The sequence below is a fragment of the Kribbella sp. NPDC000426 genome, assembly GCF_040300265.1.
Lineage (GTDB): Bacteria > Actinomycetota > Actinomycetes > Propionibacteriales > Kribbellaceae > Kribbella.
In genome coordinates, this window is the sequence record NZ_JBEPDK010000006.1 from 212,721 (window position 1) to 229,135 (window position 16,415).

General features: G+C 68.0%; 15 protein-coding genes, 2 tRNA genes and 1 riboswitch. Of the genes, 7 read left to right on the top strand and 10 right to left on the bottom strand.

Features of this window, described 5'->3' with window-relative positions:
- Positions 1 to 37: 37 nt before the first annotated feature.
- From ABT313_RS29695 to ABT313_RS29715, 5 genes are all read right to left on the bottom strand, one after another.
- Positions 38 to 113: transfer RNA gene (locus tag ABT313_RS29695), tRNA-Glu, on the bottom strand.
- A 78-nt stretch (positions 114 to 191) separates the two neighbouring features.
- Positions 192 to 263 (bottom strand) — tRNA-Gln (locus ABT313_RS29700).
- Between the two features lie 118 nt (positions 264 to 381).
- Positions 382 to 1,281, bottom strand: coding sequence for a CPBP family intramembrane glutamic endopeptidase (locus ABT313_RS29705; protein ID WP_350860628.1), 900 nt, complete (start codon positions 1,279 to 1,281; stop codon positions 382 to 384).
- Positions 1,278 to 2,795: a glutamate--tRNA ligase gene (gltX, locus tag ABT313_RS29710; RefSeq protein WP_350860630.1), complete on the bottom strand. Its 1,518-nt coding sequence runs from the start codon at positions 2,793 to 2,795 to the stop codon at positions 1,278 to 1,280. Before gltX ends, ABT313_RS29705 begins: the two co-directional genes overlap by 4 nt.
- The gene (locus ABT313_RS29715; protein ID WP_350860632.1) at positions 2,788 to 3,576 is read right to left on the bottom strand and encodes a fumarylacetoacetate hydrolase family protein; all 789 of its coding nucleotides are present in this window, start codon (positions 3,574 to 3,576) and stop codon (positions 2,788 to 2,790) included. Before ABT313_RS29715 ends, gltX begins: the two co-directional genes overlap by 8 nt.
- 42 nt (positions 3,577 to 3,618) lie before the next feature.
- On the opposite strand from ABT313_RS29715, the gene ABT313_RS29720 reads away from it, so the two are divergent.
- Genes ABT313_RS29720 through ABT313_RS29730 form a run of 3 tightly spaced genes read left to right on the top strand, consistent with a single transcriptional unit; the run spans position 3,619 to position 5,147 of the window.
- Complete coding sequence (locus ABT313_RS29720) at positions 3,619 to 4,095, top strand: GNAT family N-acetyltransferase (protein WP_350860634.1); 477 nt, start codon at positions 3,619 to 3,621, stop codon at positions 4,093 to 4,095.
- Complete coding sequence (locus tag ABT313_RS29725) at positions 4,092 to 4,943, top strand: 3-methyladenine DNA glycosylase (protein WP_350860636.1); 852 nt, start codon at positions 4,092 to 4,094, stop codon at positions 4,941 to 4,943. The genes ABT313_RS29720 and ABT313_RS29725 overlap by 4 nt, the downstream gene beginning before the upstream one ends.
- Before the next feature lie 9 nt (positions 4,944 to 4,952).
- Complete coding sequence (locus ABT313_RS29730; protein ID WP_350860638.1) at positions 4,953 to 5,147, top strand: hypothetical protein; 195 nt, start codon at positions 4,953 to 4,955, stop codon at positions 5,145 to 5,147.
- On the opposite strand, the gene ABT313_RS29735 is transcribed toward ABT313_RS29730, so the two are convergent.
- Positions 5,134 to 5,967, bottom strand: a complete 834-nt coding sequence (locus ABT313_RS29735; protein WP_350860640.1) for a class I SAM-dependent methyltransferase — start codon at positions 5,965 to 5,967, stop codon at positions 5,134 to 5,136. The two genes, ABT313_RS29730 and ABT313_RS29735, sit on opposite strands and share 14 nt — an antisense overlap.
- 102 nt (positions 5,968 to 6,069) lie before the next feature.
- Here ABT313_RS29735 and ABT313_RS29740 point away from each other — a divergent pair, with 102 nt between their 5' ends.
- The 4 genes from ABT313_RS29740 to ABT313_RS29755 all read left to right on the top strand — a co-directional run bounded on the left by ABT313_RS29740 (position 6,070) and on the right by ABT313_RS29755 (position 12,272).
- Positions 6,070 to 7,338 carry a Fic family protein gene (locus ABT313_RS29740; RefSeq protein ID WP_350860642.1) on the top strand — a complete coding sequence of 423 codons (1,269 nt, stop codon included), beginning with the start codon at positions 6,070 to 6,072 and terminating at the stop codon, positions 7,336 to 7,338.
- A gap of 65 nt (positions 7,339 to 7,403) precedes the next feature.
- Entirely contained in the window at positions 7,404 to 7,985 is a 582-nt protein-coding gene (locus ABT313_RS29745) for a DinB family protein (protein ID WP_350860644.1), read from the top strand.
- 66 nt (positions 7,986 to 8,051) lie between these two features.
- A riboswitch (cobalamin riboswitch) is annotated at positions 8,052 to 8,219 on the top strand.
- Between the two features lie 145 nt (positions 8,220 to 8,364).
- Positions 8,365 to 11,223 carry a ribonucleoside-diphosphate reductase subunit alpha gene (locus ABT313_RS29750; protein ID WP_350860646.1) on the top strand — a complete coding sequence of 953 codons (2,859 nt, stop codon included), beginning with the start codon at positions 8,365 to 8,367 and terminating at the stop codon, positions 11,221 to 11,223.
- On the top strand, positions 11,220 to 12,272 hold the full coding sequence (locus ABT313_RS29755) for a ribonucleotide-diphosphate reductase subunit beta (RefSeq protein ID WP_502884034.1): 1,053 nt from the start codon (positions 11,220 to 11,222) through the stop codon (positions 12,270 to 12,272). The genes ABT313_RS29750 and ABT313_RS29755 overlap by 4 nt, the downstream gene beginning before the upstream one ends.
- 113 nt (positions 12,273 to 12,385) lie before the next feature.
- Here the strand turns inward: ABT313_RS29755 and ABT313_RS29760 are convergent, their stop codons facing one another.
- The 4 genes from ABT313_RS29760 to ABT313_RS29775 all read right to left on the bottom strand — a co-directional run bounded on the left by ABT313_RS29760 (position 12,386) and on the right by ABT313_RS29775 (position 16,345).
- Positions 12,386 to 13,231 carry an alpha/beta hydrolase gene (locus tag ABT313_RS29760; protein WP_350860648.1) on the bottom strand — a complete coding sequence of 282 codons (846 nt, stop codon included), beginning with the start codon at positions 13,229 to 13,231 and terminating at the stop codon, positions 12,386 to 12,388.
- A 79-nt stretch (positions 13,232 to 13,310) separates the two neighbouring features.
- Positions 13,311 to 14,498 (bottom strand): alginate lyase family protein, encoded by a 1,188-nt coding sequence (locus tag ABT313_RS29765; protein WP_350860651.1) that lies wholly within the window; start codon positions 14,496 to 14,498, stop codon positions 13,311 to 13,313.
- 75 nt (positions 14,499 to 14,573) lie between these two features.
- A complete protein-coding gene (locus ABT313_RS29770; protein WP_350860653.1) occupies positions 14,574 to 15,905 on the bottom strand; it encodes an MFS transporter in 1,332 nt (443 codons plus the stop codon).
- Positions 15,902 to 16,345: a MarR family winged helix-turn-helix transcriptional regulator gene (locus tag ABT313_RS29775; protein WP_350860655.1), complete on the bottom strand. Its 444-nt coding sequence runs from the start codon at positions 16,343 to 16,345 to the stop codon at positions 15,902 to 15,904. The genes ABT313_RS29770 and ABT313_RS29775 overlap by 4 nt, the downstream gene beginning before the upstream one ends.
- Positions 16,346 to 16,415 lie beyond the last annotated feature (70 nt).

Below are 16,415 nucleotides of genomic sequence, written 5' to 3' on the forward strand. Positions count from 1 at the left end.
AGCCTCCCATCCAGATGGATGGGAGGCTGTTCTTCTCTGGTAGCCCCGACGGGATTCGAACCCGCGCTACCGCCTTGAGAGGGCGGCGTGCTAGGCCGCTACACAACGGGGCCAGAGTGTTGTCAGCCGGACCTTGCGGCCCGGGCAACGAGGTTGAACTCTACCGATTCTCATCGGTGCGGTCCAATCCGCTGGGGTACTAGGACTCGAACCTAGACTAACTGAACCAGAATCAGACGGGCTGCCAATTACCCCATACCCCAAAGGCATTTCACCGTCGCTGGGAGTTTGTTTCCGCCCTCACCAACCCGGCTCGGAGAGCTTACCCGAGGCGGGGACCGGACACCAAAACGGGCCCCCTCCGGCGCGTTGTCACTCCCGTCACACCAGACTCTTCCGCTCGTCGGCGGTCAGCCCGAGCCGGCGCGCGATCACCAGCGCCACCGCACCGAACGCGACGAACTTCACCACGTCGACCGTCACCAGCGACCACGGCGCATCCTTCACGCCGAGGCTCGCACCCACAGTGTCGGTCAGCGCCGCGAAGATGAACGTCACCACGTTGTTGGCCGCGTGCGCCGAGATCGACGCCTCCAGACCACCGGTCCGTACGACGAGCACCGCCGCGACGAGCCCGAACGCGAGCCGGTCCACGAACAGCGCCGGACTCTGCCACGGCCAGATCCCATGGGCCGCCGTGAACAGGAGCGCCGTCACCACGACGACGATCGCCGTACTGCGCACCAGCGCACCCATCGCCTGCAGCAGGTAGCCGCGGAAGTAGTACTCCTCCCCCGCAGCCTGGAACGTCGAGGTGAACAGCGTGACGACGATGACCGCGATCGCGTCCGGCGCCGCGCCGCCGCTGTGCCGCTCACCGGTGGCTAGCTGGATGTCACCGAACTGGACGACGGCGAGCGCCAGCAGCTCGATCACGATCGCCGCCAGGGCGAACCAGGCCAGTGGCCGCCACCGCAGCCCGCCGGCCACCGAGGACAGCAGCCCCGGCGCCTGCCGGTTGAGCTTGCGGGCGACGAGCATGCTGAGCGGGATCAGCACGATCAGCGTCAGATTCGTCGCGAGCAGGCCGAACCAGGACAGCGTGCCCTCGGGGTCCTTCCGGATCGCCTGCTGGAGGCCGAGGATGACGACGCTGGCGACCATCCAGCCGACCAGGATCGTGAGCGCGCCGAGCACGACGTACCCGCGCGGGGCGTCCGGGTTGCGCAGCAGCCGCTGGTACAGCCGGTCGTCCGGCGTGCGCGGGGTGACGTCGCTCATGACAGCGACGGCGTCGTACGCCGGGCCTGGTCGAGCCGGTGCAGGGATTTCTCCCGGCCGAGCAACTCGAGCGATTCGAACAGCGGCGGCGAGATCCGGCGGCCCGAGATCGCCACCCGGACCGGGCCGAACGCGTTCTTCGGCTTCAGCCCGAGGCCGTCGATCAGCGACGCCCGCAGCGCCGCCTCGATCGCCTCGGTGGTCCACTCGCAGTCGCCGAGCGCCTTGGCCGAGGCATCGAGTACTGCGCCCGCATCGCCGGTCAGCACCTTCGCGGCGGCATCCGGATCGATCGCGAACGCGTCCTCGTCGACGAACAGGAAGCCGAGCATGTCGACCGACTCGGACAGCATGTTCATCCGCTCCTGCACCAGCGGTACGGCGGCCTGCAGCGTCGCGAGCTGGTCCGCCGACGGCTCCGCCGGGAGCACGCCGGCGCCGGCCAGGAACGGGATCATCCGCTGCGCGAAGTCCTCCGGCGGCAGCATCCGCATGTGCGCCGCGTTGATCGCCTCGCACTTCTTCGGGTCGAACCGGGCCGCGTTCGAGTTCACCTTACGGACGTCGAAGGCCTTCACCATCTCGTCCATCGTGAACACGTCGCGGTCGTCGGCGATCGACCAGCCGAGCAGCGCCAGGTAGTTCAGCAGGCCTTCGGGCAGGAAGCCGCGCTGCATGTATTCACCGAGGCCGGAGCCCGGGTCGCGCTTGGACAGCTTCTTGTTGCCCTCGCCCATCACGAACGGCAGGTGCCCGAACCGCGGCGTCCGGCCGCTGCCGACCCCGATCTCGGCCAGCGCCTCGTACAGCGCGATCTGCCGCGGCGTCGACGAGAGCAGGTCCTCGCCCCGCAGGACGTGGCTGATCTCCATCAGCGCGTCGTCGACCGGGTTCACCAGCGGGTAGAGCGGGTAACCGTTCGCGCGGACCAGGACGTAGTCGCCCAGGTTCTCCGGGAGGAACGTGATCTCGCCGCGGACCAGGTCGTCGAACACGATCGGGCGGTCCGGCATCAGCAGCCGCACCACCGGGCGACGGCCTTGCTCGACGTACGCCTGGATCTGCTCGGGCGTCAGGTTGCGGCAGTGGCCGTCGTACCCGCTGTGCTCGCCGGCGGTGCGGGCGGCCTCGCGGCGCTGGTCGAGCTCTTCCTGCGAGCAGTAGCAGTGGTACGCCTTGCCCGCAGCGAGCAGCTTCGCGACGACGTCGGCGTACAGGTCCATGCGTTCGGACTGCAGGTACGGCCCGTAGTCGCCGCCGGCTCCGGGGCCTTCGTCCCAGGTGAGGCCGAGCCAGCGCAGCGAGTCGTACGTGTACTGGTAGCCCTCTTCGGTGTTGCGGGCGGTGTCGGTGTCCTCGATCCGCAGTACCAGCTTGCCGCCGTAGTGCCGGGCAAAGGCCCAGTTGAACAGCGCGCTGCGGATGTTGCCGACGGTCAGCAGCCCGGTCGGCGACGGTGGGAACCGAACCCGCACGTTCCCGGGCTCAAGATCTCCCAGTACGTCGTCAGTCACGGACGATCACCTTGTTGGTCAGAGTGCCGATGCCTTCGACGGTGACCGAGACCTCGTCGCCGGGCAGCATCGGGCCGACCCCGGCCGGGGTGCCGGTCAGCACCACGTCGCCGGGCAGCAGCGTGGTGAACGAGGTGATGAAGGCCAGCACCTCGGGGATGTCGAAGATGAACTGCGACGTCCGCCCGTCCTGCTTGGGCTCGCCGTTCAGCTCGGTGCTGACCCGCAGGTCGGACGCGTCGAGCTCGGTGGTGATCCACGGGCCGAGCGGGCAGAACGTGTCGTACCCCTTGGCCCGGGCCCACTGCCCGTCGGTCTTCTGCAGGTCGCGCGCGGTCACGTCGTTGGCGACCGTGTAGCCGAAGATCACCTCGTCGGCGCGCTCCTTGGGCAGGTCCCGGCAGATCCGGCCGATCACGATCGCCAGCTCGCCCTCGAAGTGCAGGTCGCTGGTCTGCTCGGGGTAGACGATGCCGTCCCGCGGGCCGATCACGCTGGTGTTCGGCTTCAGGAAGATCATCGGCTGCTCGGGTACGTCGTTGCCGAGCTCCTGCGCGTGCGCCGCGTAGTTGCGGCCGACGCAGACCACCTTGCTGCGCGGGATGACCGGCGCGAGCAGCCGGACGTCGGCGAGCTGCAACCGTTCGCCGGTGAACTGCACCGGCCGGTAGAGCGGGTCCGAGTCGAGAACGTTGACCGTCCCGACGAGTCCTTCGGGGTCGTCGGTCTCGACCACGCCGTACTTCGGCTCGTCGTCCACAGAGAATCTGGCGATACGCACGGGCCCGAGCCTACCGTCGCGATGAGATGAGACAGTTATGTGGTGACTATCCGCCTTGCGCTGCCGTCCGAGTACGACGCTGTCGGTGAGCTGACCGTGGAGGCGTACTCGTACGACGGATTCGTTCGCGGTGAGTACGCGATGACGCTCCGCGCCGCCGCCGACCGGGCCGCCAAGGCCGAGCTGTGGGTCTCGGTGGACGACGAAGGACTGCTGGGCACGGTGACCTATTGCCCGGTCGGCTCTGTCTACCGCGAGATCGGCCGTGACGACGAGGGCGAGTTCCGCATGCTCGGCGTCGCCGGCAGGGCCCGCGGGCAAGGGATCGGCACGGCGCTGACCGAGCGCTGCATCGAGAGGTCACGCGAGCAGGGCCTCCGCCGGGTGGTCATGAGCAGCGCCACGTACATGACGAAGGCCCACCGCATCTACGAACGCCTCGGCTTCACCCGTCTCCCCGAACGCGACTGGGCCCCGATCCCGGGCGTCGACCTGTACGCGTTCGTTCGCGACCTATGACCACCACACTTCCCTTTGCCGAGTGGTCGTCGTACGCCGCGCAGCACGCCCACCGTGTCGACAGCTTGGTAGCCGGGCACCTTGACCGCCGCCAGCGCCGCGAAGCCCACCCTGTTGAGGACTTCCTCTTTACCTACTACTCAACTCGCCCGAACCAGCTCCGCGTCTGGCACCCCGGCCCGGGCGTGCGCCTGCTTGACGCTGCGTCGTACGGCGATCGCCGCGGGTATGTGGTGGTCGACGGGGTAGCGGCTCTCGATCCTGCGGAGATCTCGCGCCGTGCGGACAACATCGCGTGGATCCGGCGGCTGCTCGCGTCGACGCTCGACCGGCAACCGCAGTTCGGGTGTTTCGGGCTGCACGAATGGGCGATGGTCTACCGGACTCCCGACGTACGGCATGCCTCCTGGCCGCTGCGGTTAGGGGCCGAGGGCACCGATCAGGTGGTCGAGTCGCACAAAGTCGCCTGTTCGCACTTCGACGCGTTCCGCTTCTTCACGACGCCCGCACGGCCGCTCAACGTGTTGCAGCCGACGCGCGAGTCCCAGCCGGCGTTGGAGCAAGGCGGTTGTCTGCACGCCAACATGGACCTCTACAAGTGGGCTTCCAAGCTCATGCCCTTCACCCCGAGCTCTTTGCTGCTCGACTGTTTCGAGCTTGCCCGAGACATCCGCACGCTCGACATGCAGGCGTCGCCGTACGACCTGGCCCCGCTCGGCTACGCGCCGGTCCGGATCGAGACGCCCGAGGGTAAGGCCGAGTACACGGCAGCCCAGCGGTCCTTCGCCGATCGCGCCCGCCCGCTCCGCCGCCAACTCGTGACCCTTTGCGACGCACTCCTCGGCTAACCTCGCCCCATGGGAAAGATCGTCGCCACTGCCATCGCCGCACTCCTGATCGCGATCGGCGGCGTCTGGACCCTGCAGGGCCTCGGCTACGTCAAGGGCAGCTCGATGACCGGCAGCACGGTCTGGGCAACGATCGGCCCCATCGTCGCCGCCTTCGGAGTGGCTCTGATCTACGTCGCCTTCCGCGGCCCTAAGAAGCACTGACCCTGGTCGCCTTCAGGGCGAACAGGAGTGGGATGCGCGGGGCGTTGTCGGGCAGGCGCCACCAGCCTTCGGGGGTCTGCTCCATCGTCGACCAGCGCGGCCATGGGAGTACTTCGGACTCCCGCAGGCTCGCGAGGTGGAAGCCGGCGCCTGCGAGCGCAGTCGTGATTTCGCCGAGGCCGTGGCGCCATTCGTAGCTGGTCTGGCGGCCGGGGACCTCGTCGCCGGTGTAGGTGACGGTGGAGTCGTGGGCGATGGGGCCGCGGCCTTCGAGGTAGTCGGCGCGCAGGACCAACTCGTCGGATTCGCCGGGGAGGGAGACCTCTCGGAGTGAGTTCAGCAACGGGTGGAACTCGACGATGTAGACAGCACCACCAGGCTTGAGGAGATCGCGGACCACTGCGGCCCATTCGTTCAGATCAGGCAGGTAACACAGCGCGCCCTTGCCGGTGTAGACGATGTCGAACTGCCGGTTGTCGACGGCCTCGACCGCGTCGTACACGTTCGCATGTACGTAGTCGACCTCGACGCCGGCCCCGGCCGCGATCCGCCTCGCGGCGTCCAGGGACTCGTTGGACAGGTCGAGCCCGCTGGTCCGCGCACCCCGGCGTGCGAATGCGATCGTCTCGGTGCCCAGGTGACATTGCAGATGCAGTACGTCGCGGTCCCCAAGCGGCCCGAGGTCCTCCCACTCGTAGTCGGCGAACCAGAACTCCGCGGGCCGGTCGTAGAAGTCGCTCGCCGCGTGCAGCGGCGCCCGGGCGTCCCAGTCGGCTTCGTTGGCGGCCACCATCTCCAGCGTCTGCGCGTCGAGAGTCACAACCAGCAGTCTGCCCACAGGCAGGTCCACAGGTGGGTCCACAGTTGGCACGCTCCCATCCACAGTCTTGTTCAAGGTTTGTGGATAAGGTTGAATAAGGACATGGCACGGGTGGAGTTACATCGGTGGCCCGGGCACCCCGACGGGTTCACCCGGGCGGAGCGGCTCGGCGGGTCGTACGAGCTGTACTTCCCGGATCCGCTGGTCGGGCGTGAGTTCGATCTGAGCGACGACGTGCTCGCGGTGCTCGAGGATGCCGCGGGCGATCTGGCGCGGCTCGACGCGACCGCGGCCGTGCTGACGAACAGCGAGGCGCTTGCTCGGCTGCTGCTGCGGGCCGAGGCCGTCGGGTCGTCGCACATCGAAGGGCTCGTCGTCGGAGCGCGGCGCCTGCTGAAGGCCGACGTACTGCGGGAGCGGACGCGCGACGTGACGGCCGAGGAAGTGCTTGGCGCGGTCGATGCGATGACGTGGGTGACCGAGTCCGTGCAGGCCGGTGACAAGCTCGAGGTCGAGCATCTGCTCGAGGCGCATCGCCGGCTGATGGCGCAGTCGCCGCACTCGGAGTACGGCGGCGAGATCCGCTACCTGCAGAACTGGATCGGCGGGCGCTCCCCCGCCGAGGCGTACTACGTCCCGCCGCCGGCGCAGCTGATCCCGGACCTGCTCGACGACCTGGTCACGTTCGTCCGCGAGTCGCGGCTGCCCGTGCTGGCGAAGGCCGCGATCGCGCACGCCCAGTTCGAGACCATCCACCCGTTTGCCGACGGCAACGGCCGGACCGGGCGCGCGCTGATCCACCTGATCCTGCGCGCCGAAGGCCTGGTCACACGGACGGTGCCGCCCGTCTCGCTCTCGCTCGCCACGCACGCAACGGAGTACGTCGACGCCCTGACCGCCTTCCGGTACGTCGGCCGCGCGACGACCCCGAAGGCGCGCGCCGCCGCGAATCCGTGGCTGCGGATGTTTGCGACGGCCTGCACGCTCGCGACCGCCGAGGCGGCGCGTTTCGAGCAGACCGCCGTCGATCTCAAGGCCGCCTGGCGGGAACGTGCGGCGCCCGTCCGGGCCGGCTCCGCGACCGAGCTGCTGATCGAGGCTCTGCCCGCCGCGCCCGTCCTGACGCTCGCCGCCGCGGCGCAACTCATCGACCGCTCGCAGCAGGCCGCCAACCAGGGGCTCGCCCGGCTGGTCGAGGCGCGGATCCTGCGTGAGGTGACCGACGGCCGGCGCAACCGCGTCTACGAGGCGCCCGAGCTGATCGACGCCTTCACGCTGCTCGAACGCCGCTTCGCCAGCCCGGCCGCCGACACCCGGATCGAGCCACCTAGCAGACCCGTTCCCTCGAGGCCAGAACCGACACACCGGTGAATTGACTTTCGTCTCCCCGGCGAGCAAGAATTCGAACACATGTTCGATCGTACAGGGGAGAAGTGATGTCGGAGGCGTTCGACTGGGACATCCTGCACAAGCCATCGGCGATGGCCATGGTGCGCGGCCAGCTCGGCTTCAGCTGGATGGTGCTGTCCGGGCGACTCGCACAGCTGACCGACGAGCAGTACTTCTGGCGGCCGAGCAGCGAGGCGCTGACCGTCGTTCGGCGTCATTACGCCGGTCATTTCCGATCCCTCGGATCCGGCGAATGGGTGGCACAGTGGCCGGACGAGCCGGACCATCGCGGTCCCCGCACGATCGCCTGGCTGATCGCCCACCTCACCGAGACCTTCTTCGAGCGCTGGGAGTGGACGTTCGGCGCGAGCCAGCAAGGCCGGGCCGACATCAACCTGCACGGCAATGCACGAGACGCGGTCGCCTGGCTGACGTACTGGGTCGAGGCCTGGCGCGACGCGATCGCCGAACTCGACGAGGACGAGGTGATGACCGTCGGCCTCAGCCAGGCCAACGAGCTGGATGCCGGCGAGCCGTTCGGTCACGTCGTCCTGCGGCTGAATCGCGAGCTGATCCACCACGGCTCGGAGATCATGACGCTCCAGGACCTCTACGCGGTGGCGGCGTGAGATCGGGGACCACAACATGTGCGACACGCGGCGTGGCGCTACCACAAGATCTAGATCTCTCCGCCTAGCATCACTACTGCTGGTGGTTCGGAGTGGTCGGCACCACAAGATGTGGGCTACTTCGAGGCAACAGGGGAATCCGGTGCGAATCCGGAGCTGCCCCGCAACGGTGAGCGGACGTGCTGTCGAGAGGCGTCCGCGAGTCCGGATACCTGCCACCGGCGCGTGCACCGCCGGTGCATGCGGTCCGAGACCTCGCGGGTGGGTCGCAGGGCGTGACGGCAGAGACCCTGGCCATGTTCCGGGCCGGTGCTGCCGGTCCCGTCGTGCGCCTGTCCGCCTCGCCGCGGGCTTCCGAACTCTTGTGGAGAGCACACCTGTGACTTTTGCTTCCTCAACGGCTTCCTCAACGGCTGCGGCCGCGTCTCCGTCCTCAGGGATCGCGGTCGACCAGCCGATCGAGCTCACCGTCATCCGTCGCGACGGCAGCAGCACGCCGTTCGACGCCACCAAGATCTCCGTCGCCGTGACGAAGGCCTTCCTTGCCGTCGAGGGCGCCGACGCCGGCGCCACCCACCGCGTCCGCGACCTGGTCACCGACCTGACCGGCCGGGTCGTCGGAGCCCTGACCAGCCGCGGTGATTCTCGCCGCAGCGTGCAGGTCGAGGACATCCAGGACCAGGTCGAGCTGGCGCTGATGCGCGCCGGCGAGCACCAGGTCGCCCGCGCGTACGTGCTGTACCGCGAGGAGCGGACCAAGGCGCGCACGCCTGCCGACGCTGCCGGCGTCACCGAGAAGCCGGCGCTGACCGTCCGCGCGGCCGACGGCAGCCGGTCCCCGCTCGACGTCGACCGGCTGCGGGTGATCGTCGCGGAGGCGGCGGCCGGGCTCGACGCGGTCGATCCCGAGCTGATCCTCAACGAAACCCTCGGCGCCTGCTACGACGGCATCGCCCAGCACGAGGTCGAGCTCGCGCTGGTGATGGCCGCACGCGGCTTCGTCGAGACCGAGCCGCAGTACAGCTTCACCGCGTCCCGGCTGCTGCTGGACCAGATCCGGCGTGAGGCGCTGGGGCGGGTCCATGGCGAGCCGCGGCAGGCCAGCCAGGCCGAGATGGCGCCCGCCTACGCGACGTACTTCCCGCAGTACATCCGGACCGGGATCGAGGCCGGCCAGCTCGACCCCGAGCTCGGCACCTTCGACCTCGAGCGGCTCGCCGCGGCCATCAGACCCGAGGCCGATCTGGACTTCACGTTCCTCAGCCTGCAGACGCTGTACGACCGGTATCTTCTGCACCTCGACAAGATTCGCTACGAGCTGCCGCAGGCCTTCTTCCTGCGGGTCGCGATGGGGATGGCGCTGCGCGAGGACGACCGCGAGGCGCGGGCGATCCAGTTCTACGAGTTGCTCAGCTCGTTCCGCTTCATGTCGTCGACGCCGACGCTGTTCAATTCCGGCACGACCCGCCCGCAGCTCTCGTCCTGCTTCCTGACCACGGTCGAGGACGACCTGGCCGGCATCTTCACCGGCATCCGCAACAACGCCCTCCTCGCCAAGTACTCCGGCGGCCTCGGCAACGATTGGACCCCCGTCCGCGGCATCGGCGCCAAGATCCGAGGCACCAACGGCGAATCCCAGGGCGTCGTCCCCTTCCTGAAGGTCGCGAACGACACGGCAGTAGCTGTGAATCAGGGTGGCCGTCGCAAAGGGGCGGTCTGTGCGTATCTGGAGAGCTGGCATATCGATGTCGAGGAGTTTCTCGAGCTTCGGAAGAACACCGGGGACGAGCGGCGGCGGACGCATGACATGAACACGGCGAACTGGGTGCCGGATCTGTTCCTGCAGCGGGTCGAGGCCGGGGGTGAGTGGACGTTGTTCTCGCCCAACGAGGTGACTGACCTGCACGACCTGTACGGCGCGGCGTTCGCGGAGGCGTATGTCTCGTACGAGGCGGCGGCGGATCGTGGTGAGATCCGGGTGTTCAAGCGGGTCAAGGCGGTCGACCTGTGGCGGCGGATGCTGACGGTGTTGTTCGAGACCGGGCACCCGTGGATCACGTTCAAGGACGCCTGCAACCTGCGTTCGCCGCAGCAGCACGACGGCGTCGTGCACTCGTCGAACCTGTGCACCGAGATCACCCTCAACACCACGGTCAACGAGACCGCGGTCTGCAACCTGGGCTCGGTCAACCTCGTCGCGCACCTGACCGAAGACGGTCTGGATGCCGACCTGCTCAGGGACACGGTGAAGACCGCGGTCCGGATGCTCGACAACGTGATCGACGTGAACTTCTACACGACCCCGGAGTCGGAGCGCGCCAATCAGCGTCACCGTCCGGTCGGCCTCGGGCTGATGGGGTTCGCGGACGCACTGTTCGCGCTGCGGATCCCGTACTCGTCGGACGCCGCGGTCGAGTTCGCGGACAGCTCGATGGAGCAGATCAGCTATCACGCAATCGAGGCGTCGAGCGACCTCGCCGCCGAGCGCGGGCGGTACTCGACGTACGACGGATCGCTGTGGAGCAAGGGGGTCCTGCCGATCGACTCGCTCGAGCTGCTGACGTCGGCCCGCGGCGGTGACGTGGTCGTCGACGAGAGTGAGCGGCTGGACTGGGACGCGCTGCGTGCGAAGGTGCTGCGCGACGGCATGCGGAACTCGAACGTCATGGCGATCGCGCCGACCGCGACGATCTCGAACATCTGCGGCGTGAGCCAGTCGATCGAGCCGACGTACAGCAACCTGTTCGTGAAGTCGAACATGTCCGGTGAGTTCACGGTCGCCAACCCGTACCTGGTCGCCGACCTGAAGGCACGCGGGCTGTGGGACCAGGTGATGGTGTCGGACCTGAAGTACCACGACGGCGTACTTACCGGCATCGAGCGTGTCCCGGCCGACCTGCGTGAGCTGTACGCGACGGCGTTCGAGATCGACCCGATGTGGCTGGTGAAGGCGGCGTCGCGCCGGCAGAAGTGGATCGACCAGGCGCAGTCGCTGAACCTCTACATGGCCCAGCCGTCCGGGCGCGCGCTGGACGAGCTTTACCGGTCAGCGTGGCGCTATGGACTCAAGACGACTTATTACCTGCGTTCCCAGTCGGCAACCCACGTGGAGAAGTCGACGTTGAAGGGAACCGACGGCCGACTCAACGCAGTACCAGTAGGAGTACCAGTAGCGATCCCAGAACCGACCGGAGCTGTCTGTTCCATCGAAGACCCCGACTGCGAGGCCTGCCAGTGAGCACCATTTCCGTTGGAGCAGCACGAGTCGAGGTCGCCGACAAGGCGATGATCAACTCACGGGCCGACGTCAACCAGCTGCTGCCGCTGAAGTACACGTGGGCCTGGGAGAAGTACCTTGCCGCCTGCAACAACCACTGGATGCCGACCGAGGTGTCCATGCAGGCGGACATCTCCCTGTGGCGGCGTCCACCTGGCGCCAAGGACGGCCTCACGGACGACGAGCGGCTGATGCTCAAGCGCAACCTCGGCTTCTTCGCCACCGCCGAGTCCCTGGTCGCGAACAACATCGTCCTCGCCGTCTACCGCCAGCTCAGCAACCCCGAATGCCGGCAGTACCTGCTGCGCCAGGCGTTCGAGGAGGCCGTGCACACGCACACCTTCCAGTACATCTGCACGTCGCTCGGGCTCGACGAGGGTGAGCTGTTCAACATGTACCGCGAGGTGCCGTCGATCTCCGACAAGGACGCGTGGGCGCTCAAGTACACCCAGCACCTCGAGGACCCGGACTTCCGCACCGGCACACCCGAGGCCGACACCGCGTTCCTGCGCGACCTGATCGCGTTCTACGTGGTGTTCGAGGGGATGTGGTTCTACACCGGGTTCGCGCAGATCCTGTCGCTCGGCCGGCGGAACAAGATGGTCGGCATCGCCGAGCAGTACCAGTACATCCTGCGCGACGAGTCGATCCACCTGAACTTCGGCATCGACTGCATCAACCAGATCAAACAGGAGAACCCGCACCTGTGGACGGCCGCGTTCCAGGCCGAGGTCCGCCAGATGCTGACCGAGGCGTGTGAGCTCGAGGTCGCCTACGGCCGGGCCACGATGCCGAACGGGATGCTCGGTCTCACGGCGGAGCTGTGCGAGCAGTACATGCACTTCATCACCGACCGCCGTGCAGAACAGATTGGTATCGATCCGATCTTCGGTGAAACGCGGAACCCCTTCGGCTGGATGTCAGAGGTGATGGATCTGAAGAAGGAGAAGAACTTCTTCGAGACCCGAGTGATCGAGTACCAGTCCTCCACCGGACTCAGCTGGGACTGAGCTCGGACTGAGCTGGAACTGAGCTGGAACTGGCACCGGATCACCCCGGATCGGGAGGCCCGCGGAGCTACTCGCCGCCCCGCGGGCCTTCCTTCAGCAGCCGGGCCGTGCGGTCACGCCGGACCGTGTTTGCCGATGAAGTCGAGCGCCGTCCGAGCCACCTCTTCCCACCCGTGGTCGATCACCAGCGAGTGCCCGCGCCCGGGGATCTCGACGAACTCGGTGACACCCGCGTTCTTCGTGTGCTGCTTGTACGCCGCGTGCGTGATCGCGTGCGGAACCGTGTGGTCCTTCTCGCCCGACACCAGCAGGATCGGCCCGCGGTCCTCCGCCTTGTACTCGACCTTGGTCTCGCTGAACGGGTTGAGGTTCGCGACCGCCGCCTGGAAGATCGGTACGCCGGACGCCGCCACGTGGAACTCGTCGTACAGCTGCCGGGCCTCGTCCTCGTCGAGGTTGTTCGCCCAGCCGTACTTGAACTCGTCGAATGTCAACGTGACCGCGCGCCGCGCGTTCGCCGGGTTGCCCAGCACCGGCGAGCCCGCCTTCAACGCCGACGCCGGCAGCGGCAGCACGCCACGCCCCGGCGCCGGATCGATCGCCACGGTCACCGCGGCCGCGCCCTCCCCCGCGATCTTCTGCGCGATCAGCCCGCCGAACGAGTGCCCGACAACGGCCGGCTTGCGGTCCAGTCCGCGGATCGCTTCGAGGTAGTGGTCCGTGACTGCCTGCACCATCTTGTGCGCGAACACCTCGGGGTGCTCCCGCGCCTCCGCCACGGTCTCCGGGTCGTCCGGCCAACCGGGCGCGATCGTGCTGTACCCGTTCTCCTCGAACAGCCGGCGCCACCGGTCCCAACTGCTCGACAGCAGCCACAACCCGTGGATGAACGCCACGGGTTGTTTGCCGGACGTGTTGGCCTGCTCGATCTCCGACTGTTCGCGGTCGGTCAGCGACATAAGTCCCCCTCCTCGGACTCGGATGCTCGCGATGCTATCCGCGCGACCTCGTCGGCAACCAGTGATCCGGGGAGATCGGTCAACGCCGGTTGTTGGCGTGGGTCAGGGTTTCCCAGGCGAAGAAGTAGTTCGCGCCGGCCGGACGTTTGGCCTCGGTGTAGGCGAGGGTTGTCGGCATCTGCTGGCCGAGGCGGTTGTGGTAGTGGTTGTAGACCACCTCGGTGACCGCGCCGAGCCCCTTCTTCACCGTGCCGCCGCAGAGGTTCGACGGGACCGCTGCGCCGTTCTCCAGGCGGGTGTGGAAGTAGTAGCCGTCGGTCAGCCGCTTGCCCGCTTCGGCGTACAGGTTGACGCCCTGGTGGTAGGCGGTCTCGGCGACGTGCGTCGCAGCGGTGAGGCCCCAGCCGGTGTGGCCGAAGTCGCGGCAGGTCTCCTGGGCGAGGCCGTTCGTGAAGGTCGACTGGCCTTGCCAGTAGTCGATGATCTCGTCCCGGGTGTCCTTCGAGGAGCAGGTCGACGGCGCCTTCGGGTACGCGCCGTCGGTCGTCTCGTAGACGTAGCCGGGCAGCCGACCGCGCCAAATGCTCAACGCCTTGTCAAATGCCGCGTGGTCGTCGAGGAACACCGCGATGCCGATCGCGGCGTCGGTCATGATCAGCTCCCAGTTGCCGTTCTTGCAGCCGGCGCCATTGCGTACTTCGGGCAGGTAGACGTCGCGGAGCATCTTCTCGAACCGCCCGCGCTGGGCCCACTGGCCGCCGTTCGTGTGCTTGATCAGTTCGCCGGCGCGTGAGAACGAGGCGCCCGACCAGCCGGTCTGTAACGGCGCGTTGGAGTTGGTGTGGTCCTTCAGTACGGCGGACCACGCATCCATGATCTGGATCGCCTTCTTGGCGTACCGGTCGTCGCGGGTGATGTACCAGAGCAAGGCGTGCGTGTACGCCGCGAGCGCGTCGTCACGCTCGTCCGAACACCCGTTGTTCGGGTTGGAGCTCGAGCCGCATTCGACGATCGCACGCGGCTTCGGGGTGTACGACAACGCGGCGTACGAGCTGGCCTTCATCGCGTCGTACGCCGCCTTCTGCGGCTGGGCTCCGGCGAGGACCTGCTGCCGGGCGAAGTCGAGCTGCGCCTTGTCGACAAGGACACCGGGATGCTGGAAGGCGGTGGGTGCGGCCTGGCTGGGACGTGCCGCGACGAGTACAGCGGAGGCCGCGACGAGGGTCATGGTCAGGATCAGAAACAGGGGGCGGTGCAGTCGGAGCATGGCTGTCTCCTGGGACGGGGGCGGAGACAGCAAGCTACCCGGTCCACCGACTATTAGTAAACCTTCCTAACCAAATTATCGAGGAAGTTTCCAGAGGGTGACCACGAGGTGCAGCCCGGCGACGACCAGCAGGAAGACCGCCAATTGGTGCAGGCCGGCCGTGGTCGCGCCGTGCCGGAAGAACCGGGCCTGCGCGGCCGCGGAGATCAGCGCGCCGACGTACACGCAGGTGCTCAGCAGCCCGGCGGACGCGCCGATGCGCGCGGGGTCGGCCTGCTGGTACAGCGCGGTCTGGTTGGCCAGTCCGTTGAGGCCCTGCGGCAGCCCGGCGATGACACCGAGCCCGGCGAGCATCCAGATCGGCGTACTGCGGCCGACCAGGAGCTGAGCGCCTGCGGCCACCAGCAACAAGATGCTGCCAGCAACCAGCTTGCCGCGGATCCGGGCGCTCCGGCCGGTCACGAGCGTGACCAGCACCGCCGCCAGCGACAACGGCAGCAGGAGTAGACCGGCGTGTGACGCGCTCAGGCCGCGGCCCTCTTCGAGCCACTGCGTGAAGCCGTAGAGGAACGAGTACGCACCGATGAAGGCGAGCACCTGACGGGTGTACGTCGCGATCAGCGCCCGGCTGCCGGCCAGGATCCGCAGGTCGATGAACGGCTCCAGAACGCGCAACTCCACGACGACGAACGCCGCACCGAGCAGCACCGCCAGGACCGGCAGGTACCACCGCGACACCTGCGGCGCCATCAGGAACAGCATCGACGCGACCAGCGTGCCGGTGAACAGCGCGATGCCGGGATAGTCCAGCCCGCCGGCGCCGCGGGTACGGCTGCTGCGGGGCAGCCAGAGCACCCCGAGAACGATGCAGATCAACGCCAGCGGCACGTTGATCGTGAAGATCAGGTGCCAGCCGCCGATCCCGATCAGCAATCCCCCGAGGGTCGGACCGATCACCGCAATCACCTGCCGCGACAGCGAGAGCCCGCTGAGGACACCTGCCGGGGTCTCCGTCCCGGTCCGATCGGCCTCGCTGCGGACGACGGACATCGCCGCGGGATACGCCGCCGACGTACCGATCCCGAGCAGGATCCGCGCCACCACGAGGACGCCCAGCGTCGGGGCGAACGCCGCCAGCAGGCCGGCGGCGCCGACCAGCGCGGCGCCCAGCAGGAAGAGGGTGCGCGGGCCGAAGATGTCGACCAGCCACCCGAGCACGGGCTGGCCGACGGCGGTCGCCAGGTACAACCCGGTGATCAGCCAGGCCGTCTGCGACGGCGGCACCCCGAAGGCGGTCCCGATCGGCACCAGCGCGACCGCCAGCATCGAGGAGTTGATCGGGTTCAGAGTCGAGCCGAGCAGCAGCGGCGTGATCAGCCGCCGGTCGAAGCGTTCAGGGCTGCTCAACGGGTCGTCGCCGCTTCGATCGCCTTGTCGAGAAGGGTGAGCGCCTCGAGGATGGTCCGCCGTTCGGCCTCGGTGCAGTGCTGGTCGAGGGCGTCGGCGAGCCACTCCTGGCGGGCCTTACGGTCTCCGTGGATCAGATGCCGGCCGGCGGTGGTCAGCGAGACCACCTGACGGCGGCCGTCGTCCGGGTCGGGGTGGCGCTCGATCAGGTCCGCCTCGCGGAGCGCGCCGAGGATCTTCGCCATCGACTGCGGGCGGACCCGCTCGGCGGTGGCCAGGTCGCTCGCCGAGGCCGGGCCGTCCTTGTCCAGACGGCTGATCACGACCGCCTGCGACGGCGTCAGATCGTGCCGGTCCGCCACCTCCCGCAGCCGGCGGGTGACCCGCCCGATGACCACCCGGACCTGACTCGCTGCCTGAACCGCCGACGCCGCAACCATATAGACAGCCTAGGCTGATCAGTTTCGGCTGTCCATCTCGGAATCCCTGGACATGGCCTGATGGCGTGGC

Excerpts from the sequence above, each read along its gene's own strand:
- ABT313_RS29705 (WP_350860628.1), bottom strand. The coding sequence starts at position 1,281 with ATGAGCGACGTCACCCCGCGCACGCCGGACGACCGGCTGTACCAGCGG.
- ABT313_RS29725 (WP_350860636.1), top strand. The coding sequence starts at position 4,092 with ATGACCACCACACTTCCCTTTGCCGAGTGGTCGTCGTACGCCGCGCAG.
- ABT313_RS29730 (WP_350860638.1), top strand. The coding sequence starts at position 4,953 with ATGGGAAAGATCGTCGCCACTGCCATCGCCGCACTCCTGATCGCGATC.
- ABT313_RS29740 (WP_350860642.1), top strand. The coding sequence starts at position 6,070 with ATGGCACGGGTGGAGTTACATCGGTGGCCCGGGCACCCCGACGGGTTC.
- ABT313_RS29745 (WP_350860644.1), top strand. The coding sequence starts at position 7,404 with ATGTCGGAGGCGTTCGACTGGGACATCCTGCACAAGCCATCGGCGATG.
- ABT313_RS29760 (WP_350860648.1), bottom strand. The coding sequence starts at position 13,231 with ATGTCGCTGACCGACCGCGAACAGTCGGAGATCGAGCAGGCCAACACG.
- ABT313_RS29765 (WP_350860651.1), bottom strand. The coding sequence starts at position 14,498 with ATGCTCCGACTGCACCGCCCCCTGTTTCTGATCCTGACCATGACCCTC.
- ABT313_RS29775 (WP_350860655.1), bottom strand. The coding sequence starts at position 16,345 with ATGGTTGCGGCGTCGGCGGTTCAGGCAGCGAGTCAGGTCCGGGTGGTC.